15 protein-coding genes are annotated in these 15,876 nt (G+C 75.1%); 7 read left to right on the top strand and 8 right to left on the bottom strand.

Going from position 1 to position 15,876, the window contains the following annotated elements:
- The coding region (locus LCD31_RS09925; RefSeq protein WP_224957487.1) for an SDR family NAD(P)-dependent oxidoreductase at nt 1-698 on the top strand (698 nt) is incomplete at its 5' end.
- A gap of 44 nt (nt 699-742) precedes the next feature.
- Here LCD31_RS09925 and LCD31_RS29520 read toward each other — a convergent pair.
- Nucleotides 743-1,570 carry a hypothetical protein gene (locus LCD31_RS29520; RefSeq protein WP_308015836.1) on the bottom strand — a complete coding sequence of 276 codons (828 nt, stop codon included), beginning with the start codon at nt 1,568-1,570 and terminating at the stop codon, nt 743-745.
- Nucleotides 1,571-1,638: 68 nt separating this feature from the next.
- Between LCD31_RS29520 and LCD31_RS29515 the strand changes: the two genes are divergently transcribed.
- The gene (locus LCD31_RS29515; protein ID WP_308015835.1) at nt 1,639-2,001 is read left to right on the top strand and encodes a cytochrome P450; all 363 of its coding nucleotides are present in this window, start codon (nt 1,639-1,641) and stop codon (nt 1,999-2,001) included.
- 48 nt (nt 2,002-2,049) lie between these two features.
- Here LCD31_RS29515 and LCD31_RS09915 read toward each other — a convergent pair whose 3' ends face one another.
- The 4 genes from LCD31_RS09915 to LCD31_RS09900 form a co-directional block, all read right to left on the bottom strand.
- Nucleotides 2,050-2,850: an ESX secretion-associated protein EspG gene (locus LCD31_RS09915; RefSeq protein ID WP_224957485.1), complete on the bottom strand. Its 801-nt coding sequence runs from the start codon at nt 2,848-2,850 to the stop codon at nt 2,050-2,052.
- Nucleotides 2,847-3,194: a hypothetical protein gene (locus LCD31_RS09910; RefSeq protein WP_224957483.1), complete on the bottom strand. Its 348-nt coding sequence runs from the start codon at nt 3,192-3,194 to the stop codon at nt 2,847-2,849. Before LCD31_RS09910 ends, LCD31_RS09915 begins: the two co-directional genes overlap by 4 nt.
- A gap of 9 nt (nt 3,195-3,203) precedes the next feature.
- A complete protein-coding gene (locus tag LCD31_RS09905) occupies nt 3,204-4,376 on the bottom strand; it encodes a hypothetical protein (RefSeq protein ID WP_224957489.1) in 1,173 nt (390 codons plus the stop codon).
- Between the two features lie 97 nt (nt 4,377-4,473).
- Nucleotides 4,474-7,356, bottom strand: coding sequence for a BTAD domain-containing putative transcriptional regulator (locus LCD31_RS09900; protein ID WP_224957482.1), 2,883 nt, complete (start codon nt 7,354-7,356; stop codon nt 4,474-4,476).
- Nucleotides 7,357-7,608: 252 nt separating this feature from the next.
- Here LCD31_RS09900 and LCD31_RS09895 point away from each other — a divergent pair, with 252 nt between their 5' ends.
- Nucleotides 7,609-8,178 carry a GNAT family N-acetyltransferase gene (locus LCD31_RS09895; RefSeq protein WP_224957481.1) on the top strand — a complete coding sequence of 190 codons (570 nt, stop codon included), beginning with the start codon at nt 7,609-7,611 and terminating at the stop codon, nt 8,176-8,178.
- Here the strand turns inward: LCD31_RS09895 and LCD31_RS09890 are convergent, their stop codons facing one another.
- Nucleotides 8,179-9,156 carry a cation diffusion facilitator family transporter gene (locus LCD31_RS09890; RefSeq protein WP_224957480.1) on the bottom strand — a complete coding sequence of 326 codons (978 nt, stop codon included), beginning with the start codon at nt 9,154-9,156 and terminating at the stop codon, nt 8,179-8,181.
- A gap of 82 nt (nt 9,157-9,238) precedes the next feature.
- Between LCD31_RS09890 and LCD31_RS09885 the strand changes: the two genes are divergently transcribed.
- Together LCD31_RS09885 and LCD31_RS09880 are read left to right on the top strand one after the other, a co-directional pair.
- A complete protein-coding gene (locus LCD31_RS09885; protein ID WP_224957479.1) occupies nt 9,239-10,177 on the top strand; it encodes a magnesium transporter CorA family protein in 939 nt (312 codons plus the stop codon).
- A 70-nt stretch (nt 10,178-10,247) separates the two neighbouring features.
- Nucleotides 10,248-11,156: an alpha/beta hydrolase gene (locus LCD31_RS09880; protein ID WP_224957478.1), complete on the top strand. Its 909-nt coding sequence runs from the start codon at nt 10,248-10,250 to the stop codon at nt 11,154-11,156.
- Nucleotides 11,157-11,264: 108 nt separating this feature from the next.
- On the opposite strand, the gene LCD31_RS09875 is transcribed toward LCD31_RS09880, so the two are convergent.
- Nucleotides 11,265-12,431, bottom strand: coding sequence for an FAD-dependent monooxygenase (locus LCD31_RS09875; RefSeq protein ID WP_224957477.1), 1,167 nt, complete (start codon nt 12,429-12,431; stop codon nt 11,265-11,267).
- 225 nt (nt 12,432-12,656) lie between these two features.
- Nucleotides 12,657-13,481 carry a GNAT family N-acetyltransferase gene (locus tag LCD31_RS09870; protein ID WP_224957476.1) on the bottom strand — a complete coding sequence of 275 codons (825 nt, stop codon included), beginning with the start codon at nt 13,479-13,481 and terminating at the stop codon, nt 12,657-12,659.
- A gap of 203 nt (nt 13,482-13,684) precedes the next feature.
- Between LCD31_RS09870 and LCD31_RS09865 the strand changes: the two genes are divergently transcribed.
- Nucleotides 13,685-15,160 carry an NAD(P)/FAD-dependent oxidoreductase gene (locus tag LCD31_RS09865; protein WP_308011226.1) on the top strand — a complete coding sequence of 492 codons (1,476 nt, stop codon included), beginning with the start codon at nt 13,685-13,687 and terminating at the stop codon, nt 15,158-15,160.
- Between the two features lie 37 nt (nt 15,161-15,197).
- The gene (locus tag LCD31_RS09860; RefSeq protein WP_224957475.1) at nt 15,198-15,704 is read left to right on the top strand and encodes a flavin reductase family protein; all 507 of its coding nucleotides are present in this window, start codon (nt 15,198-15,200) and stop codon (nt 15,702-15,704) included.
- Nucleotides 15,705-15,876 lie beyond the last annotated feature (172 nt).

The raw sequence follows: 15,876 nt of genomic DNA, 5'->3' as shown, positions 1-15,876 counted from the left end.
GCTCCGGCATCGGCCGGGCCACCGCCTCCCGCGTCGCCCGCGAAGGCGGCCGGGTCGTGGCGGCCGACGTCGACCCGGGCCGGCTCGACGCGCTGCTCGCCGAGCACGCCGAGCACGAGGTGGTGCCGGTCCGCGCCGACATCACCGACCCGGACGGGATCGCGGCGATCGTGGCCGCCGCGGACGGCAGGGTCGACGCGCTCGCCAACATCGCCGGGATCACCGACGGGATGGTGCCGCTGCACGAGGTGGACGACGAGCTGTGGCACCGGGTCTTCGAGGTCAACCTGCACGGCGCGTTCCGGCTGACCCGCGCGGTGCTGCCGCTGATGCGCGCCGCCGGGCGGGGTTCGATCGTCAACGTGTCCTCGGAGGCGGCGCTGCGCGGCTCGACCGCGGGCACCGCCTACACCGCGTCGAAGCACGCGGTGGTCGGACTGACCCGCAGCGCGGCGTTCATGTACGGCCCGGACGGGATCCGGGTGAACTCGGTGGCGCCGGGCGGGGTGGCGACGGGCATCGAGGGCGCGATGAACTCGGCGCTGGGCCGGGAGCGGATCGAGCCGACGCTGGCGGCGCTGCCGGACATCGCCGAGCCGGAGCACGTGGCCGCGTCGATCGCGTTCCTGCTCAGCGAGGATTCGGTGAACCTCAACGGCGTGCTGCTGCCCTCCGACGGGGGCTGGTCCGTCCAATGAGGACACCCGTTCGCGGCGGGGCGGCGTGCCGCACTTGCTTTCAGTCAATCGACTGAATTAGTCTCGTGGGCACCGCCACCCCACCACCAGGAGCCCGCGTGAGCCAGCCAGCCCCGCCGAACGACCAGCCGATCTCCACGCGCCGCACCGGTTTCGACCCGGCGCCGGACGTGGCCGCGCTGCGCTCGCGCGACGGGATCACCCGGATCCGCACCCCGTTCGGCCCGTCCGCCTGGCTGCTCACCCGGCACGCCGACGTGCGGCGCATGCTCGGCGACGCCGACGCCTTCCGCAACGGCTGGGGCCCGGAGGACCTGGACGGCGCGCGGCGCGACCCGCGGCAGCTCTCCGGGGAGCGCAGCGGCAACCTGCTCGCGCTCGACCCGCCGGACCACACCCGGCTGCGCCGGATGCTCACCCCCGAGTTCACCGTCCGCCGGATGCGCCGCCTCGAACCGCGCATCGTCGAGATCGTCGACGAGCACCTGGACGCGCTCGAACGCCACGGCCCGCCCGCCGACCTCGTCGCCCAGTACGCGCTGCCGATCCCCTCGCTGGTCATCTGCGAACTGCTCGGCGTGCCGCCCACCGACCGGCCCGAGTTCCAGGAGCGCACCAACCGCCAGCTCGACACCACCCTCCCGGAGGAGGAGAAGGTCGAGCTGTCCCGGCAGTCCCTCGCGTACATGACCGAGCTCGTCGCCCGGGCGCGGCAGGACCCGGGCGAGGACCTGCTCGGCATGCTCATCCGGGACCACGACGCGGAGCTGAGCAACGCCGAGCTGATCGGCATCGGGAACCTGCTGCTCGTCGCCGGGCACGAGACCACCTCGAACATGCTCGGCCTCGGCACGCTCGCGCTGCTGCGCCACCCCGAGCAGCTGCGCATCGTGCGCGACGAACCGGATCGCGTGCCGGGCGCCGTCGAAGAACTGCTGCGGTGGCTCAGCGTCGTCGGCAGCGGCTCGCCGCGGATGGCGACCCGGACGTGGAGCTGGCGGGCGCCACGATCCGCCGCGGTGACCTCGTGTCGTTCAACCTGCCCGCCGCCAACCGGGACCCGGAACTGCTCGACGACCCTGAGCTGCTGGACGTCACGCGGTCCGCGAGCCCGCACGTCGGCTTCGGGCACGGCATCCACCACTGCATCGGCGCGCCGCTGGCGCGGATGGAGATGCGCATCGCGTTCCCCGCGCTGCTGCGGCGGTTCCCGCAGCTGCGGCTGGCGATCCCGGAGGACGAGGTGGCGTTCGCCAGCGACCACGCCATCTACGGCCTCAAGGAGCTGCCGGTCACCTGGTGAACCGGAGCGCCGAGCTCGGGCGGCCGGGGCCCCGCGGCGGCCGGCCGCTCAGCGGGCCGACCTGGCGGCGCCCACCAGCTCGGTGACCGCGACCTCCAGATCGGGCGGGCGCAACGGGTTGACGCTCACCCAGCCGCCCGCGGTGCCGATCCGCAGCCGCCCGGCCGGACCGTCCACCCAGGACAGTTCGGTGCCGTCCCGGACCACGCCGCCCCGGCCGCGCCGGGTGGCGCCGAGCTGCCCGCGCCCGGTCACCACCGGCAGCACCCGGACGAGCTGGTCGAGCTGCGCGGGATCGCCGCCGCAGTCGCGCACCAGCTCCCGGAGCCGCCGCTGCCGTTCGGCGTCCCGGTCCACCTCGTCGAGCACCCCGGCCGCCCCGTGCACCGCCCGCGCGGGCAGGGTGATCGGCATCGTGCGGGCCCCGCCGAGCCTCGGCAGCATCCCCAGCACGGCGCGGACCAGGTCGTCCTGCCCGATCCAACGCACCTCCACCTGGCCGGACAGCGCATCGCCGAGCGGGCGGAGGCAGAGCGCCGCCCACGACCGGTGCAACAGCACCGCGACCGCGGTGGTCCCGTCCGGCCCGGTGAGCAGCAGGTCGATCGCCGCCCGGTGCTCACCCAGCGCGTCCGCCAGGTCCGCCGCCGCCCCGGTGGGACCGGAACCGTCGGCGAGGCCGCGCAGCTCCAGCGTCTGACCGGCCGTGCGCAGCAGCACCTCCCGCTCGCCCGCGATCCGGCCGAACGACGGCACCTGCAGCGGGAACGGGCAGGCCACCCCGGCGTGCGTGGCGAGCAGGTCCAGCTCGACCAGCCCGAACCGGACGCCCTCGGCGGTGGCGATCACGATTCGCCCCCGGCCGCCGCGCGCAGCGCCCGGCTGGCCTCCGCCTCGCGGTCCCGGTAGCCGGTCACGGTCCGGCGCAGCGCGGTGTGGAACTCGTTGACGCCGGTGTCGGTGGCACCGACCTCCCCGGTCAGGCCGGTCGCGCCCGCTTCCGCGCGCAACCGCATCGCCAGGTGCAGCGCCGGTGGCGCCGTGCCGAGCAGCGGCAGCCGCTGCGCCAGTTCACCCGCGGTGCGCAGCAGGCCCGCGGTGTCCCCGCCGATCGCGGCGAGCGCGGCGACCTGCGCGTCCAGTTCCTCCGGTGTCAGCTGGAAACCGCCGCCCGGAACGTCCCCAGTGGTCATGCTCGATCCTCACTCCCCGATCACCGGGGGCATCACCGGCTCGTCGACGTCGAAGAGCCGCTGGTCGACGACGGGCAACCGGTTGCGGTGCTCGCCGGATTCCTCGTCCCGGCCCCGGGCGCCCGCCCCGGCCGGGGCCATGCCGCCGCGTCCACCGGACCGGCCCGCCGGGGACGCGCCCAGCGCGGCACCGCCGAACCGCCCGGCCACACCGCCGATCCCCGCGCGCCCACCAGGTGCCAGCGCCGCGTCGAGCGGTCCGCCGCCGACGAGCTTCCCCCACGGCACCCCGCCACCGGACGCACCGCCGAACCCGCCACCGGTGCCCGCCGCCGAGCTCGCGCCGAACCCCGCCGCGGTCGTCGCTGCGGGCTCCTCCCCCGCCTCGGCCGCACCCCCGGCACCGGCCGAGGCGGAGGTGATGTTCCGGCTGCTGCCCGCGAGGCACTGCTCGTAGCGCTGCATCACGTGCACCGCCTGCGCCTTCTGCTCGGCGGCGGCCACGCTGGCCAGGAACGCGCTGCCCGCGCCACCCGCGATGCCGCCGACGGCGGCGCCCATCATCGCGCCCGGGCCGGCGCCGACCCCCGCGGCACCCGCGCCGAGCGCCCCGCCGACGACGGTGCCGACCGCGGTGCCCGCGGCGGACCCGGCCGACCCGGCGGCCACCGGATCGACGCCCGGCGGCGGCATCTCGTTGCGCGCCGATTCGAGCGCGTCCCCCGCTTCCCGGGTCGCCCGGCCCACCGCGCCCGCGCGGGAGCCCGCGGCTCCGGTCCGCTCACCGAGGTCGCCGAGCGCACCGGAGGCCTGCCGGGCCGCCTGCCCGTCCCAGTTCCGCTCCAGCGCCCCCCGCTGGTCGCGGAGCCCGTCGGCGTGGCCGGTGAGCTCGGTGCCGTGGCGCTGCCACTCGTCGGCGACCCGGCCGACGTCACCGACGTCGGCGCCCTGCCACAGCATGTCGTAGAGCTCCTGGTGCGAGTACGCGTTCCAGTTCGTCCCGCCCTCCGCCAGCGGTGAGCCGAAGTAGCCCTCCCACACGTTGCGCAGCGCCTCGACCACCGGCTGAGCCAGCACACCCGCCGGCCCGGCCTGCGCGAGCACCGCCACGGCCGCGTCGGCGAGGTCCTGCACCCCGTCCGAGGCCGTGCTGATCAGTTCATCGGCACCGTCGTCCGCCATGTCCCGTTCCATCTCCCCCAGGCGTGCGTGGAAAGCGACGAGGGGAAAGCTATGGGGCGGCGATGAATTTTCGATGAAGCGCCCGGCGGAGGGGTGCTCAACAGGAGCGGAGCGCCTCGCGGGCGGCGGCCAGCTCGTCCGGGCGCCCGGCGAGCTCGGCGAGCGCCACCGCCGCCTCGAAGTGCTCGCGCGCCTCGTCGCGCAGCCCCGCCAGCAGGCAGGTCCGGCCGAGCCGGTCGCGGAGCTCCACCTCCATCGACGCGTGCCCGCGCGCCGGGAACAGCTCCAGGGCGCGCCGCTGGGCGGCGAGCGCGGCGGTCAGGTCGCCGCGCGCCTGCTCGGCCGAGCCGAGCCGGGTGAGGCTGGTGGTGAGCAGCGCCGGATCGGCGGACCGCTCGGCCAGGTCGGCGGCGGCGCGCAACGCCTCGGCCGCGGCGTCGACCTCGCCGACCACGAGCCGGACGCTGCCGGTGTGGCACAGCGCCCGGCCCATCATCCCGGTGCTGCCGAGCTTCTCGCCGAGGGCGTGCAGGTCGGCGAACCACCGCAGCGCCGCCTCGTGCTCGCCGTCGAGGTGCCGCAGGTAGCCGATGACCGAACCGGCGCGCTCCACCGTCCGGTCGTCACCGAGCTCGGTGGCGAGCCGGATCGCTTCGTCCAGCGCGGCGAGCCCTTCCGCGCGGGCACCGGACATCGCGGTGGCCATGCCGATCCCGGTCTTCGCCCGGGCCTCCTCCCCGCGCTCGCCGCGGCGGCGCGCGGTGGCCGCGGCGTCCTCGAACAGGGTCAGCGCCTGCGGGTACCGGCAGCGGGCGATCTCCACGGCGCCGAGGCTGGAGCGCAGCGCGGCCACCATCCGCTGGTCGGTGGCCTCCGGGAGGTGGTCCAGGGCGATCCGCACCGCGTCGTGGCACTCGTGGGCCCGGCCGCGCGGCAGCAGCTGGTCGACGACGGCCTCGGCGATCCAGCAGGCGTGGTCGACGTGTCCGGTGGCCACCGCGTAGGCGACCACGTCGGACAGGTCGCCCGCCGAGTCCAGCCAGTCCGCGGCCTCCCGCACCCCGCGGAACGGGGCCGGGGCGCGCTCCGGCGGGATCACCTCGCCCGCGCAGCGCGCGGCGGACAGGTACAGGTCCAGCAGCCGCCCGGCGGCCGCGGTCGTTTCGGCGGTCTCGTCGGCGGCGAGGCGGCGGGCGAACACGGCGACCAGGTCGTGCAGCCGGTAGCGGCCCGCGACCGGCTGCTGCACGAGGTTCGCGTCGACGAGGGCCTCCAGCATCCGCAACGCCTGCGCGGGCGTGCGGTCCAGCATGGCGGCGACGGCGATGCAGTCCAGCTCCGGCGCGGGCGCGCGGCTGAGGGCGCGGAAGGCGGCGCGTTCCGGGACGGGGATCCTGCGGTAGGACAACCGGAACGCGGCTTCGACGCTGCGGTCTCCCGCGGTGAGCTCGCCGAGCCGCGCCCCGTCGTCGGAGAGCCGCGCCACCAGGTCGCCCGCGGTCCACATCGGACGGTTCTGCAGCCGGGCGCCCGCGATGCGCAGCGCCAGCGGCAGCCTTCCGCACAGCCGCACCAGTTCCGCGACGGCGGCGCGCTCCCGCTCGTCGCGCGGTTCGCCGACGCCGCCGACGAGCAGCCCGCGCGCCGCCGCGTCGTCCAGCGGGCCCAGCGAGACCCGGTGCGCCGCGTCGAGCCCGGCCAGCCTGCGGCGGCTGGTCACCAGCACGCGGCTGCCGGGCCCCGCGGGCAGCAGCGGGCGCACCTGCGCGGCGCTCGTCGCGTCGTCCAGCACCACCAGCAGCCGCAACCGGTTCGTCGCCGCGCGCCAGGAGGCCGCGAGCTCGTCCACGTCGTCCGGGATCGCGCTGTCGTCGACGCCGACGGCGCGCAGCAACCGCCGCAGCACCCGTTCCGGCGGCAGCGCCTCGCGGTCCTCGCGGTGGCCGTGCAGGTCCACGAACAGGCAGCCGGCCGGGCCGGGCGCGCGCAGCGCCCGGTCGGCGGTGACGGCGAGCGCCGTCTTGCCCGAACCGGCGACGCCGTCCACGGCGGCGACCGACACCGCACCGGGATCAGCCGCACCGGTCAGCAGCGCCAGCTCCTGCTCCCGGCCGGCCAGCGGACCCACATCGGCGGGCAGTTCGTCGCGGATGGCGGGACGGGCCGCGACCGCCCGGCGGCGCGGGGCGAGCGCCGCGTCGTCGCCGAGCAGCACGGCCCGCTGCACCCGCTGCGCCGCCGTTCCCGGTTCGACACCGAGGTCGGCCACCATCCGCTCGCGCAGGACGGTGAACACCGCGAGCGCGTCCGCCCGCCTGCCGCTGCCGTGCAGAGCGCGCATCAGCAGCACCGCCAGCGCCTCGTCGCCGGGGTGGGCGACGGCGAGCGCCGAGAGCTCGCCGACCGCTTCGGCGTGCCGCCCCAGCTCCAGCAGGCAGTCCGCCCGCTGCCGGGCGAGCGCGAGGCGGCGCTCCGCCCACTCGCGCCGCCGGGCCGCCGCGAACGGGCCGGGCAACCCGGCCAGGGGCTCGCCGTCGAACAGGGCGAGCGCGTCGCAGCAGTTCCGCACCGCGGTCTCCGGATCGCCCGCCCGCCGGGCGCGGTCCGCCGCGGCGGCGAGGTCGTCCAGTCGCGCCCAATCCAGCCCCACCCCGGCGCCGTGGAACCGGTAGCCACCCCGGTCGGCGCTGATCACCGGGTCCTGCTCGGTGCCGCCGAGGCTCTTGCGCAGCCGGTACACGTAACCGGGCACGACCTTCACGCCCGTCCCCGGCGGTTCGTCGCCCCAGACCTCGTCGAGCAACCGCTGCCTGCTGGTGGTCACGTCCGGCCGCAGCAGCAGGCTCACCAGGAACGCCTGCTGCCGCACCGGACCGAGGTCCAGCTCCGTCGTCCCGCGCCACGCGCGCAGCGGGCCGAGGACGGTGAACCCGAGCCCGGTGCCGGGCACCGGACGGCCGCCCTCCCGCTCCGCCGACATGATCCGGAGCTTACGGGGCCGCCGCCCGCCGGAGGCGCGGTTCGCCCGCACCGCCCCGGATTCACGCGTTCAGCGGGCCTCGCCCAGCCGCCGCGGCCCGCACGGCTCGCTCGAACGGGGCGTCACCGCGCACCCGCTGCCCGGCGAGCTCGCGCCGGGGCATTGCCAGCCGAACGGAACAATGGTTAGGCTAACCTAACTAACACGGCGCGGTCGATCGAGCAGGCCCGCTCGCAACCCGACGGAGGCACCATGGCGTGGAGCAGGACCCCGCAGGACATCTCGTTCAGCACCTTCGACCTGAACTGGGGCTTTCTCGCCATCCGGCCCATCGACGTGCGCAGCGACGTGACGCTGCTGCACCGGTGGCTGATCGACCCGCGCACCACGCCGCGCTCCCCGGGCCGGGTCTCCCGGGTGCGGCGGCTGCTCGAAGCGATGCTGGTGGAGCCGGAACGCCGCCTGTACCTCGGATTCCGGGACGACATCCCGGCTTTCCTGTTCGAGACCTTCCGCCCCGAGCACGACCCGCAGGCCCCGCGACCGGGCGCGGTGGGCGTGCGGATGCTGTCCGCGCCCGGCGAGGAGGACACCCCGGGGTTCTCCACCGCGATCCTGCGCACCATCGTGAAGCTGGTCCTCGACGACCCGGTCCACGACCGCGTCGTGCTGGAGTCCGATGTGGCCGAAGCCCGGCTGACCCGGCTCGCCGCCGGATTCCACACCGAGCAGCGGATCACCGCGCACGGCAGGGAGATCTTCGTCAGCACCTGCTCCCGCGCGGACGTGCGCACCGAGTTCGGGCTGGAGGCCGCGGGCTGATCAGCCCCCGTCGAGGCCGTAGCGGGCGAGCCTGCGGGCGCGCACGTGCGGGTCCTCGCGCGGTACCGGCTCCAGGAAGATCTCGTCCAGGTCCGGGAACCGCGCGCGCAGCTCGTCGTCCAGCCGCACGCACAACCGCTCCACGTCCCCCGCGCTGAGGCTGTCCCGGAAGTCGAGGCGGGCGCACAGCAGCACCCGGTCGGTGCCGGTCATCATCGTCATCAGGTCCACGACGGCGCTGATCCCCTCGTGCCCGGCCAGGTGCTCGCGCACACCGCGCACCAGCGCCGGGCCCGCCGAGCGGCCGATCAGCAGCCCCATGTTGGCGCGGCCGAGCGCGTAGGCGACCCCCGCCAGCAGCACGCCGATCAGCAGCGACGCCACGCCGTCCCACACCCCGGAGCCGGTCAGCTGGTGCAGGCCGACCCCGGCGAACGCCAGCAACAGCCCGATCAGCGCCGCCCCGTCCTCGAAGAACACGGTGACCACCGTCGGATCGTCGCTGCCGCGCATCCAGCGCACGAAGGTGGTGCCCTCGGCCTTCGCCTCGGCGCGGACCTGGAGCACGGCCCGCAGCCACGAGGTGCCCTCCAGCAGGAACGCGCCGCCGAGCACCGCGTAGGCGACCCACGGCAGGGTCTGCTCGGACTCGCCGCTCGCGACGGTGCGCACCCCTTCGATGATGGCGAACACCCCGCCGGAGACGAAGATCGACACGGCGGCGATCAGCGCCCAGAAGTAGCGGGCCTTGCCGTAGCCGAACGGGTGGCGCCGGTCGGCCGGCCGGGACGAGCGCCGCAGCCCCGTCAGCAGCAGGCCCTGCGTGGTGGTGTCGGCCGCCGAGTGCGCCGCCTCCGCCAGCATCGCCCCGGATCCGGTGATCAGGCCCGCCACCAGCTTGAGCAGCCCGATCGCCAGGTTCGCTCCCAGCGCGAGCAGCACCGTCGCCGTGCTCTCGCCGCTCTCCTCCTCGGCCATCGGCCGATCGTAGAGCAGCCGACCGCCCGGAGGCGGTCCTCGCGCGGGGCCGGCCCGAGCCGCGCGCTGCTAGCGTCGGCGGATGGACATCCTGCGGTCGGTCGACGTCGAACGGATGCGGGCGCTGCGCGAGCGCGGCGAGTTCTTCTGGCTCGACCTGACGGACCCGACCGGCGACGAGCTCGCCACCGTCAGCTCCCTGTTCGACATGCACGCGCTGGCCATCGAGGACAGCCACGAGTTCGGCCAGCGCGCCAAGATCGACGAGTACGAGCACGGTTCGCTGCTGGTGTTCTTCGGCGCCGAACCCGGCGAGCACGGGCACCCCGCGCTGGTCGAGGTCCACCTCCACCTGTCCGAGCAGGCGCTGATCACCGTCCGGCGCGTGCGGCTGACCGCGGTGGACGACGCGGCCCGCCACCTGTCCGAGAACCCGCCCGCGCACTTGGGCGAGGCGGTGCACGCCGTGCTGGACGCGCTCACCGACAGCCTGCTGACCGCGCTGGAGGGGTTCGACGACGAGATCGACGAACTGCACGACGCGGTCGCGCTGCAACCCACCCCGGCCACCCGCAGGCGGATCTTCGCGTTGCGCCGCCAGCTGTCCCGGCTGCGGCAGGTCGTGGTGCCGCAGCGGGACCTGCTCGCGCCGGGCGGCACCGTCCTCGACGCGGTGCCCGCGCTGCGGGGGAAGGGTTCGGCGGTCTCGATCCGGGACGTGCACGACCACCTGGACCAGGCGACGCGGCTGCTCGGCTCCTACCGGGAGCAGCTGGCGAGCCTGCTGGACCTGTACCTGGCGGAGGTCTCCACCCGGCTCAACGAGTTCATGCGGCGGCTGTCGGTGATCGCCACCGTGTTCCTGCCACTGTCGTTCTTCGTCGGCTTCTTCGGGATGAACTTCGGGTGGATGCAGGACAAGATCACGCCCGCCTGGACGTTCTTCGTGTTCGGCATCGGGCTGCTGGTCGCCTCCGGCGCGGTCGTCGCCTGGTACCTGCGGCGCACCGGCGCCCGTTGACGTTCCGCCCCACCACCCGGCACGGCCGGGTTCCCGGCGCGGGCGCCGAGCCCGGCGGTAGCGTCGAGCGGTGCGATTCGACGGGATCCGGTTCGACCCGCGGCTGGCCCCGCTGATCGACGAGACGCGAGCCTTCTATGCCCGGCGCTCCCCCGGCCGCGGCCCGCGCGGTGCGGACGAACTCCGGTCGATGCGTGCCGCCGCACCCGTTCCCGCACCGTCGGATCCGCCCGCGAGGTGCGAACTCGCGGAGAGCGGCGGGCGTTCGGTTCCGGTCCGGGTGCAGCTGCCCCGCGCGGGTTCGCCCGCGGGAGTGCTGCTCGACCTCCACGGCGGCGGCTTCTACCTGGGTTCGGCCGCCGACCACGACATCCGCAACCAGGACCTGGCCGACGCGCTCGGCATCGCGGTGGTCGGCGTCGACTACCGGCTCGCACCGGAGGATCCCTGGCCCGCCGCACCGGAGGACTGCGAGGCGGCGGCCCGGTGGCTCGTGGCAGGCGCCGCCCGGCGGTTCGGCACGACCCGCCTCGCGATCTGCGGGTTCTCCGCGGGCGCGACGCTGGCGACGACCACCCTCGTGCGGCTGCGCGACCGGGGGACCGACGCGTTCGGCTGCGCCGTCCTCCAATTCGGGACCTACGACCTGAGCGGGCGGACGCCGAGCGGGCGGCTGATCGCCGACGAGTACTTCATCGAGGCCTACGCGGGGCACGTGCCCGACCGCGCCCACCCGGACGTGTCGCCGATCTACGCCGACCTGTCCGGCCTGCCGCCGGTCCGGCTGGTAGTCGGCGCGGAGGACGTGCTGCTCGGCGACAACCGCGCGATGGCCGCGCGGCTGGCCGCGGCCGGTGTCGACGTGGACCTGCGGGTCTACCCCGCCGCACCGCACGGTTTCACCGCCCACCCGACCCCGATGGCGGACGCCGCGCGGGCCGACGTGCGGCAGTGGCTCGCCGGACATCTCGGCGCGTGACGTGCGGGCGGGGCGCCGCTCGTCCCCACCCGCTCCTCGCCGGTCGAGCGGCATCGCCGCGAGTTCCCGGAACCCGGCGTCGACCTGCCGCCGGGCGGGCGGTGCGCGCTACCGGCGAATGGCGGCGGCTCGGGCGTCGTGCGAGTGGATCCAGTGCAGCGTGGTGCCGATGCCGGTGAGCTGGTGGTCGCGCCGCTCCGCTTCCGCACCGTCGGGCAGGTGCAGCAGGCCGGAGGCGATCCAGGAGCTGCGCTGCACCGCGCGGGTGCGGGCGCGCCGCAGCCGGGCGTAGCGCCGCAGCGCGGTGGCGCGGTCGCCGTCGCGGAGGCATTCGGCGAGCGTCACGGCGTCCTCGATGGTCTGGTTCGCGCCCTGCCCGTGGTGCGGCAGCATCGCGTGCGCCGCGTCGCCGAGCAGCACCGCGCCGCCGCGGTACCAGCGGTTCAGCGCCCGCTGCCCGAACAGCCCCCAGCGCTGCGGCAGCGAGGTGCGCTCGACCAGTTCCCGCACGCCGGGGTGCCAGTCCGCGAAGCGGTCCCGGATCCGCTCCACCGGCACGTCCTCGGTCCAGCCCGGCGCGGACCACCGCTCCGGTTCGTGCACGACGGCCAAGAAATTCACGATCGAGCCATCGCCGATCGGGTAGTGCAGCAGGTGCGCGCCCGGCCCCATCCAGAACTGGATGGCCTGCGGGTCCGGCAGCGACGGCAGCTGCTCGACCGGGACCAGCCCGCGGAACCCGCTGGTTCCCGAGTAGGCGGCGGGGGCCTCGCCGGTCACCCAGCGCCGCACGGCGGAGTGCACGCCGTCGGCCCCGACGACCACCTCGGCCTCGGTGACCGAGCCGTCGGCGAATTCGAGCCGGTGGCCGGAACCGGCCGCGGAGATCCCGACCAGCCTGCGGCCGAGCCGGACCCGGTCCCCGCACTCCGCCGCGAGCAGCCGTTGCAGATCGGCGCGGTGCACGCCGTAGTAGGGGGCGCCGAAGCGGCGTTCGTAGTCGGCGGCGACCGGGTGGTCGTGCACCCGGGCGCCGCTGTCCCAGCGCCGGTAGATCAGCTCGGTGGGCACCGCACCGCAGCGGGCGAGCCCCTCGCCCAGGCCGAGTTCGCGCAGCACCCGGGTGCCGTTCGCGGACAGCGCCACGGCCGCGCCGACCTCCCGCAGCTCGGGAGCCTGCTCGTGCACCTCCGCGTCCATCCCGCGCCGCCGCAGCGCCAGCGCGAGCGTGAGCCCGCCGATCCCGCCGCCGATGATCGCCACCGGTGCCGCCATCGCCCTGCCACCCCGATTTCCCACAACATCGTTCGTGTACGTACGGATACTGCGGAGGATCTGCCCGATCGCCCGTCCGGTCAAGACCTCTTGGACGCCCGTCACAACGCGCACCGGGTCGCACTCGCCGCCCGCCCCGGCCTGCGGCGACGGCCCACCAGCCCCCTCCGGCGCGGCACCACCCGGCGAGCCCGCGCGAGCCCCCGGCACCGGACGATCGAGCGGTCACCGCACCCAGCGGTACGGGGTGGTGGTCGAGACGGCGCGCAGGCCGGAACGTTCCAGGATCGGGCGCGAGTACTCCGTGCAGTCGCTGTGCACCAACGACTTCCCGAGCTCCAGCGCGGCCCGCGCCCGCGCGGCGGTGAGCGCCCGGTAGATCCCCCGGCCGCGCCACTCCACGCGGGTGGCGCCGCCCCAGATCCCGGCGAAGTCGGTGCCGGGCACGGGTTCGAGCCGTCCGGTGCACACGACGACCCCGGCGGCCTCGGCGAGCCACAGCTGCATGCCGTCGTCGAGCGCGAGCCTGCGCAGCACCGCATCGACCGCGGCGGCGGAGACGGGCTCGCCGAACACCTCGTCCTCCATCGCGCACATCGCCCGCACGTCGGGCTCGTCCACCACCCGGCGCAGCGCGACGCCCGCGGGCAGCGGCACGTCGGCGACGAGCGCCCGGACGGGGCCGATCATGATGGTCTCCGGCTCATCCGGCGCGAATCCGGCGGCGAGCAGGGCGTCGTGCAGGCCGGGGGCGCGGTCGTGGCCGCGGGTCTTCCACTCGACGCGCTCGATCGCCGGGCCCGCGCGGTAGTGCTCGACGACGTCGGCGACCAGCCGCCGGACCTGCCCGGCGTCGGCGCCACCGAGGTCCCGGTAGGTGACGAACCCGCGCCCGCCCGCGTAGGTCGCCAGGCGCAGCGGGCCGCACCTGGCCACCGACAGGGCGCCGGGGATCTCCGCGTCGGTGCGCAGTTGGTCGTCGTAGGCCGCCAGCAGGCTCGTCGAGTCGTCCACGCGGATCATCTTCAGCGGCACCACCGGCGCGGACAACCGGTTTTCCGGGCGCGGCCCGGCTCCCCCGAGCGGACGAGCACTCGCGCGACGCGGTCACTCCTCCCGCACATCTGGACCGTTCGTTCACTTACCGAACACCCCATTCGGAGTAGTTCGCATCCGGCTCCGGATCGTGTCAAGCCTCAGGTTCCCGATACATCCTCCGAAAAACCCCTCGACGCGAGTCTTGACGCGGCGAAATCCGCGGGTCCACAATACGCTCGTTCCGTTCATATATTGAACGTTCTGTTCCTAGAACGAACACTCGAAGTCCGTCCCGCGGTGCGCACCCCGGTGCCGCCATCGCAGCTCCGTCCCACCCACCGGCAGCACAGCGCTCGGCCCACCGAGCGCGGCACCGACGACGAATGGAGTGCACAACCGTGACCGAAGAAACCGACGTCATCGTGGTCGGTGGCGGCGTCTCCGGCCTCATCGCGGCCCGCGAGCTCAGCGGACGCGGACTGCGGGTCACCGTGCTGGAAGCCAGGGACCGGCTGGGCGGCCGGGTGTGGACCGACCACCGGCTGGGCCGCGACCTGGAGATCGGCGGCACCTGGCTGCACTGGGTGCAGCCGCACGCGTGGGCCGAGGTCAGCCGGTACGGGCTGGAGGTCACCCGCGGACCGCGTCCGGAGGAGGCCTACTGGCTGGCAGGGGACGAGGTGCGCACCGGCGACCTCGACGAGTTCATGCGGCTCATCGATCCGGGCATGCGACGGCTGCTGGACGAGACCATGCGGCGCATCCCCCGGCCCGACCAGCCCGCGGCGGGCGCCGAGATCACCGAGGTCGACGGGTTCAGCGTCCAGGACAAGCTCGACGAGCTCGACCTGCCCGTCGAGGAGTACCGGGCCAACGAAGCCGCCTGGGTCGGGCACTTCAACGCCCCGCTGCAGGACGGCGCGTTCACCGCCGCGCTGCGCTGGACGGCCGCCACCGCCGGGTCCTGGCACCTGATGCACGAGGCCTCCGCCGTGTTCCGGCTCGCCGCCGGGACCAAGGCGCTGGTCTCCGCGATCGCCGCCGACGGCGACGCCGACATCCGCACCTCCACCGAGGTCCGGCGGATCGAGCACGACGCCGACGGCGCCACCGTCACCACCGCCGCCGGCGACCGGTTCCGGGCCCGCCGGGTGGTGCTGACGCTGCCGCAGAACATCCTCGGCGAACTGGACGTCTCCCCCGCGCTGTGCGTCGAGAAGCGCGCCGCGACCGAGGAGCGGACCGCGTCGCGGGGCGTGAAGGCCTGGATCCGGGTCCGCGGTCCGATCCGCCCGTTCTTCGCCTACTCCTCGGCCGAGCACCCGCTGTCGGTGGTGCGCACCGAGTTCAACGGCGAGGAGGACGCGGTGCTGGTGGCCTTCGGCGCCGACTCGGAGCGCATCTCCCCGAACGACATCGACGCCGTGCGCGCCGCGCTGCGCGCGTGGCGCGACGACCTCGAAGTGCTCGAAGTCTCCGGGCACGACTGGATGGCCGACCCGCATTCCAGGGAGACCTGGCTGATGCAGCGGCCGAACCAGCTCACCCAGTACTTCGAAGCCCAGCGGCGCCCCGAGGGCGTCCTCCACTTCGCGGGCGGCGACGTCGCCTCGCTGTGGGCGGGCTTCATCGACGGGGCCGTCGAGAGCGGCCTTCGCGTGGCACGTGAGATCAGCGGCGACCTGCGCTGACGCACCCCTGACCAGAACCGGACGAGGAGGCACCACCATGACAACGTCGACTTCGATCATCGAGCCGCGCCAGTTCCGCGACGTGATGGGACATCTGCCCACCGGCGTCGTCGTCGTGGCCGGGCGCGACCACGAACGCGGCACGCCCGCCGGGCTCGTGGTCGGCACCTTCCAGTCCCTCTCGCTGGACCCGCCGCTGGTGTGCTTCAGCGTCGCCACCAGCTCCCGCAGCTGGCCGAAGATCCGCCCGAGCGGCTTCTTCAGCGCCAGCGTGCTCACCGACGGGCAGGACGCGGTGTGCCGCGCGATGTCCGGCAAGCAGGAGGACAAGTTCGCCGAGGTCGACTGGCACGAGTCGGCCGACGGCTGCCCGCAGATCATCGGCGCGCACGCCTGGATCGACTGCCGGACCGTGCAGGAGCTCGAAGGCGGCGACCACCTCATCGTGATCGGCGAGGTCCGCGGCATGGCCACCGGCAGCGGTGATCCGCTGGTGTTCCACCGCGGCAGGCTCGGCGGCTACCGCGAGCCCCTGCACGCCTGATCGCACGTTCCCGGCGCCGCGGCCTTCGGCAGCCGGATTCCCGCACCGCAGCACGCACTTCCCGGGGCGGGGGGGGGCGCGGCGCCCCCCCCCGGGCCCCGCCCCCCCCCCCGCCCCCCCGGGGGCCGGGGGGGGGGGGGCGCGGTAGGCGGGTGGGCGGGGCGAGGCCAGG

This window comes from Saccharopolyspora sp. 6M, from assembly GCF_020176775.1.
In the GTDB taxonomy this organism is placed as follows: Bacteria; Actinomycetota; Actinomycetes; order Mycobacteriales; family Pseudonocardiaceae; genus Saccharopolyspora_C; species Saccharopolyspora_C gregorii.
The sequence above is the reverse complement of the archived record's forward strand: the minus strand, read 5'-3'. Positions and strand labels throughout refer to the sequence as shown.

Coding starts and splice junctions, on each gene's coding strand:
- LCD31_RS09910 (WP_224957483.1), bottom strand. CDS start 3,194: ATGACCACTGGGGACGTTCCGGGCGGCGGTTTCCAGCTGACACCGGAG.
- LCD31_RS09905 (WP_224957489.1), bottom strand. CDS start 4,376: ATGGCGGACGACGGTGCCGATGAACTGATCAGCACGGCCTCGGACGGG.
- LCD31_RS09900 (WP_224957482.1), bottom strand. CDS start 7,356: ATGTCGGCGGAGCGGGAGGGCGGCCGTCCGGTGCCCGGCACCGGGCTC.
- LCD31_RS09895 (WP_224957481.1), top strand. CDS start 7,609: ATGGCGTGGAGCAGGACCCCGCAGGACATCTCGTTCAGCACCTTCGAC.
- LCD31_RS09890 (WP_224957480.1), bottom strand. CDS start 9,156: ATGGCCGAGGAGGAGAGCGGCGAGAGCACGGCGACGGTGCTGCTCGCG.
- LCD31_RS09885 (WP_224957479.1), top strand. CDS start 9,239: ATGGACATCCTGCGGTCGGTCGACGTCGAACGGATGCGGGCGCTGCGC.
- LCD31_RS09875 (WP_224957477.1), bottom strand. CDS start 12,431: ATGGCGGCACCGGTGGCGATCATCGGCGGCGGGATCGGCGGGCTCACG.
- LCD31_RS09860 (WP_224957475.1), top strand. CDS start 15,198: ATGACAACGTCGACTTCGATCATCGAGCCGCGCCAGTTCCGCGACGTG.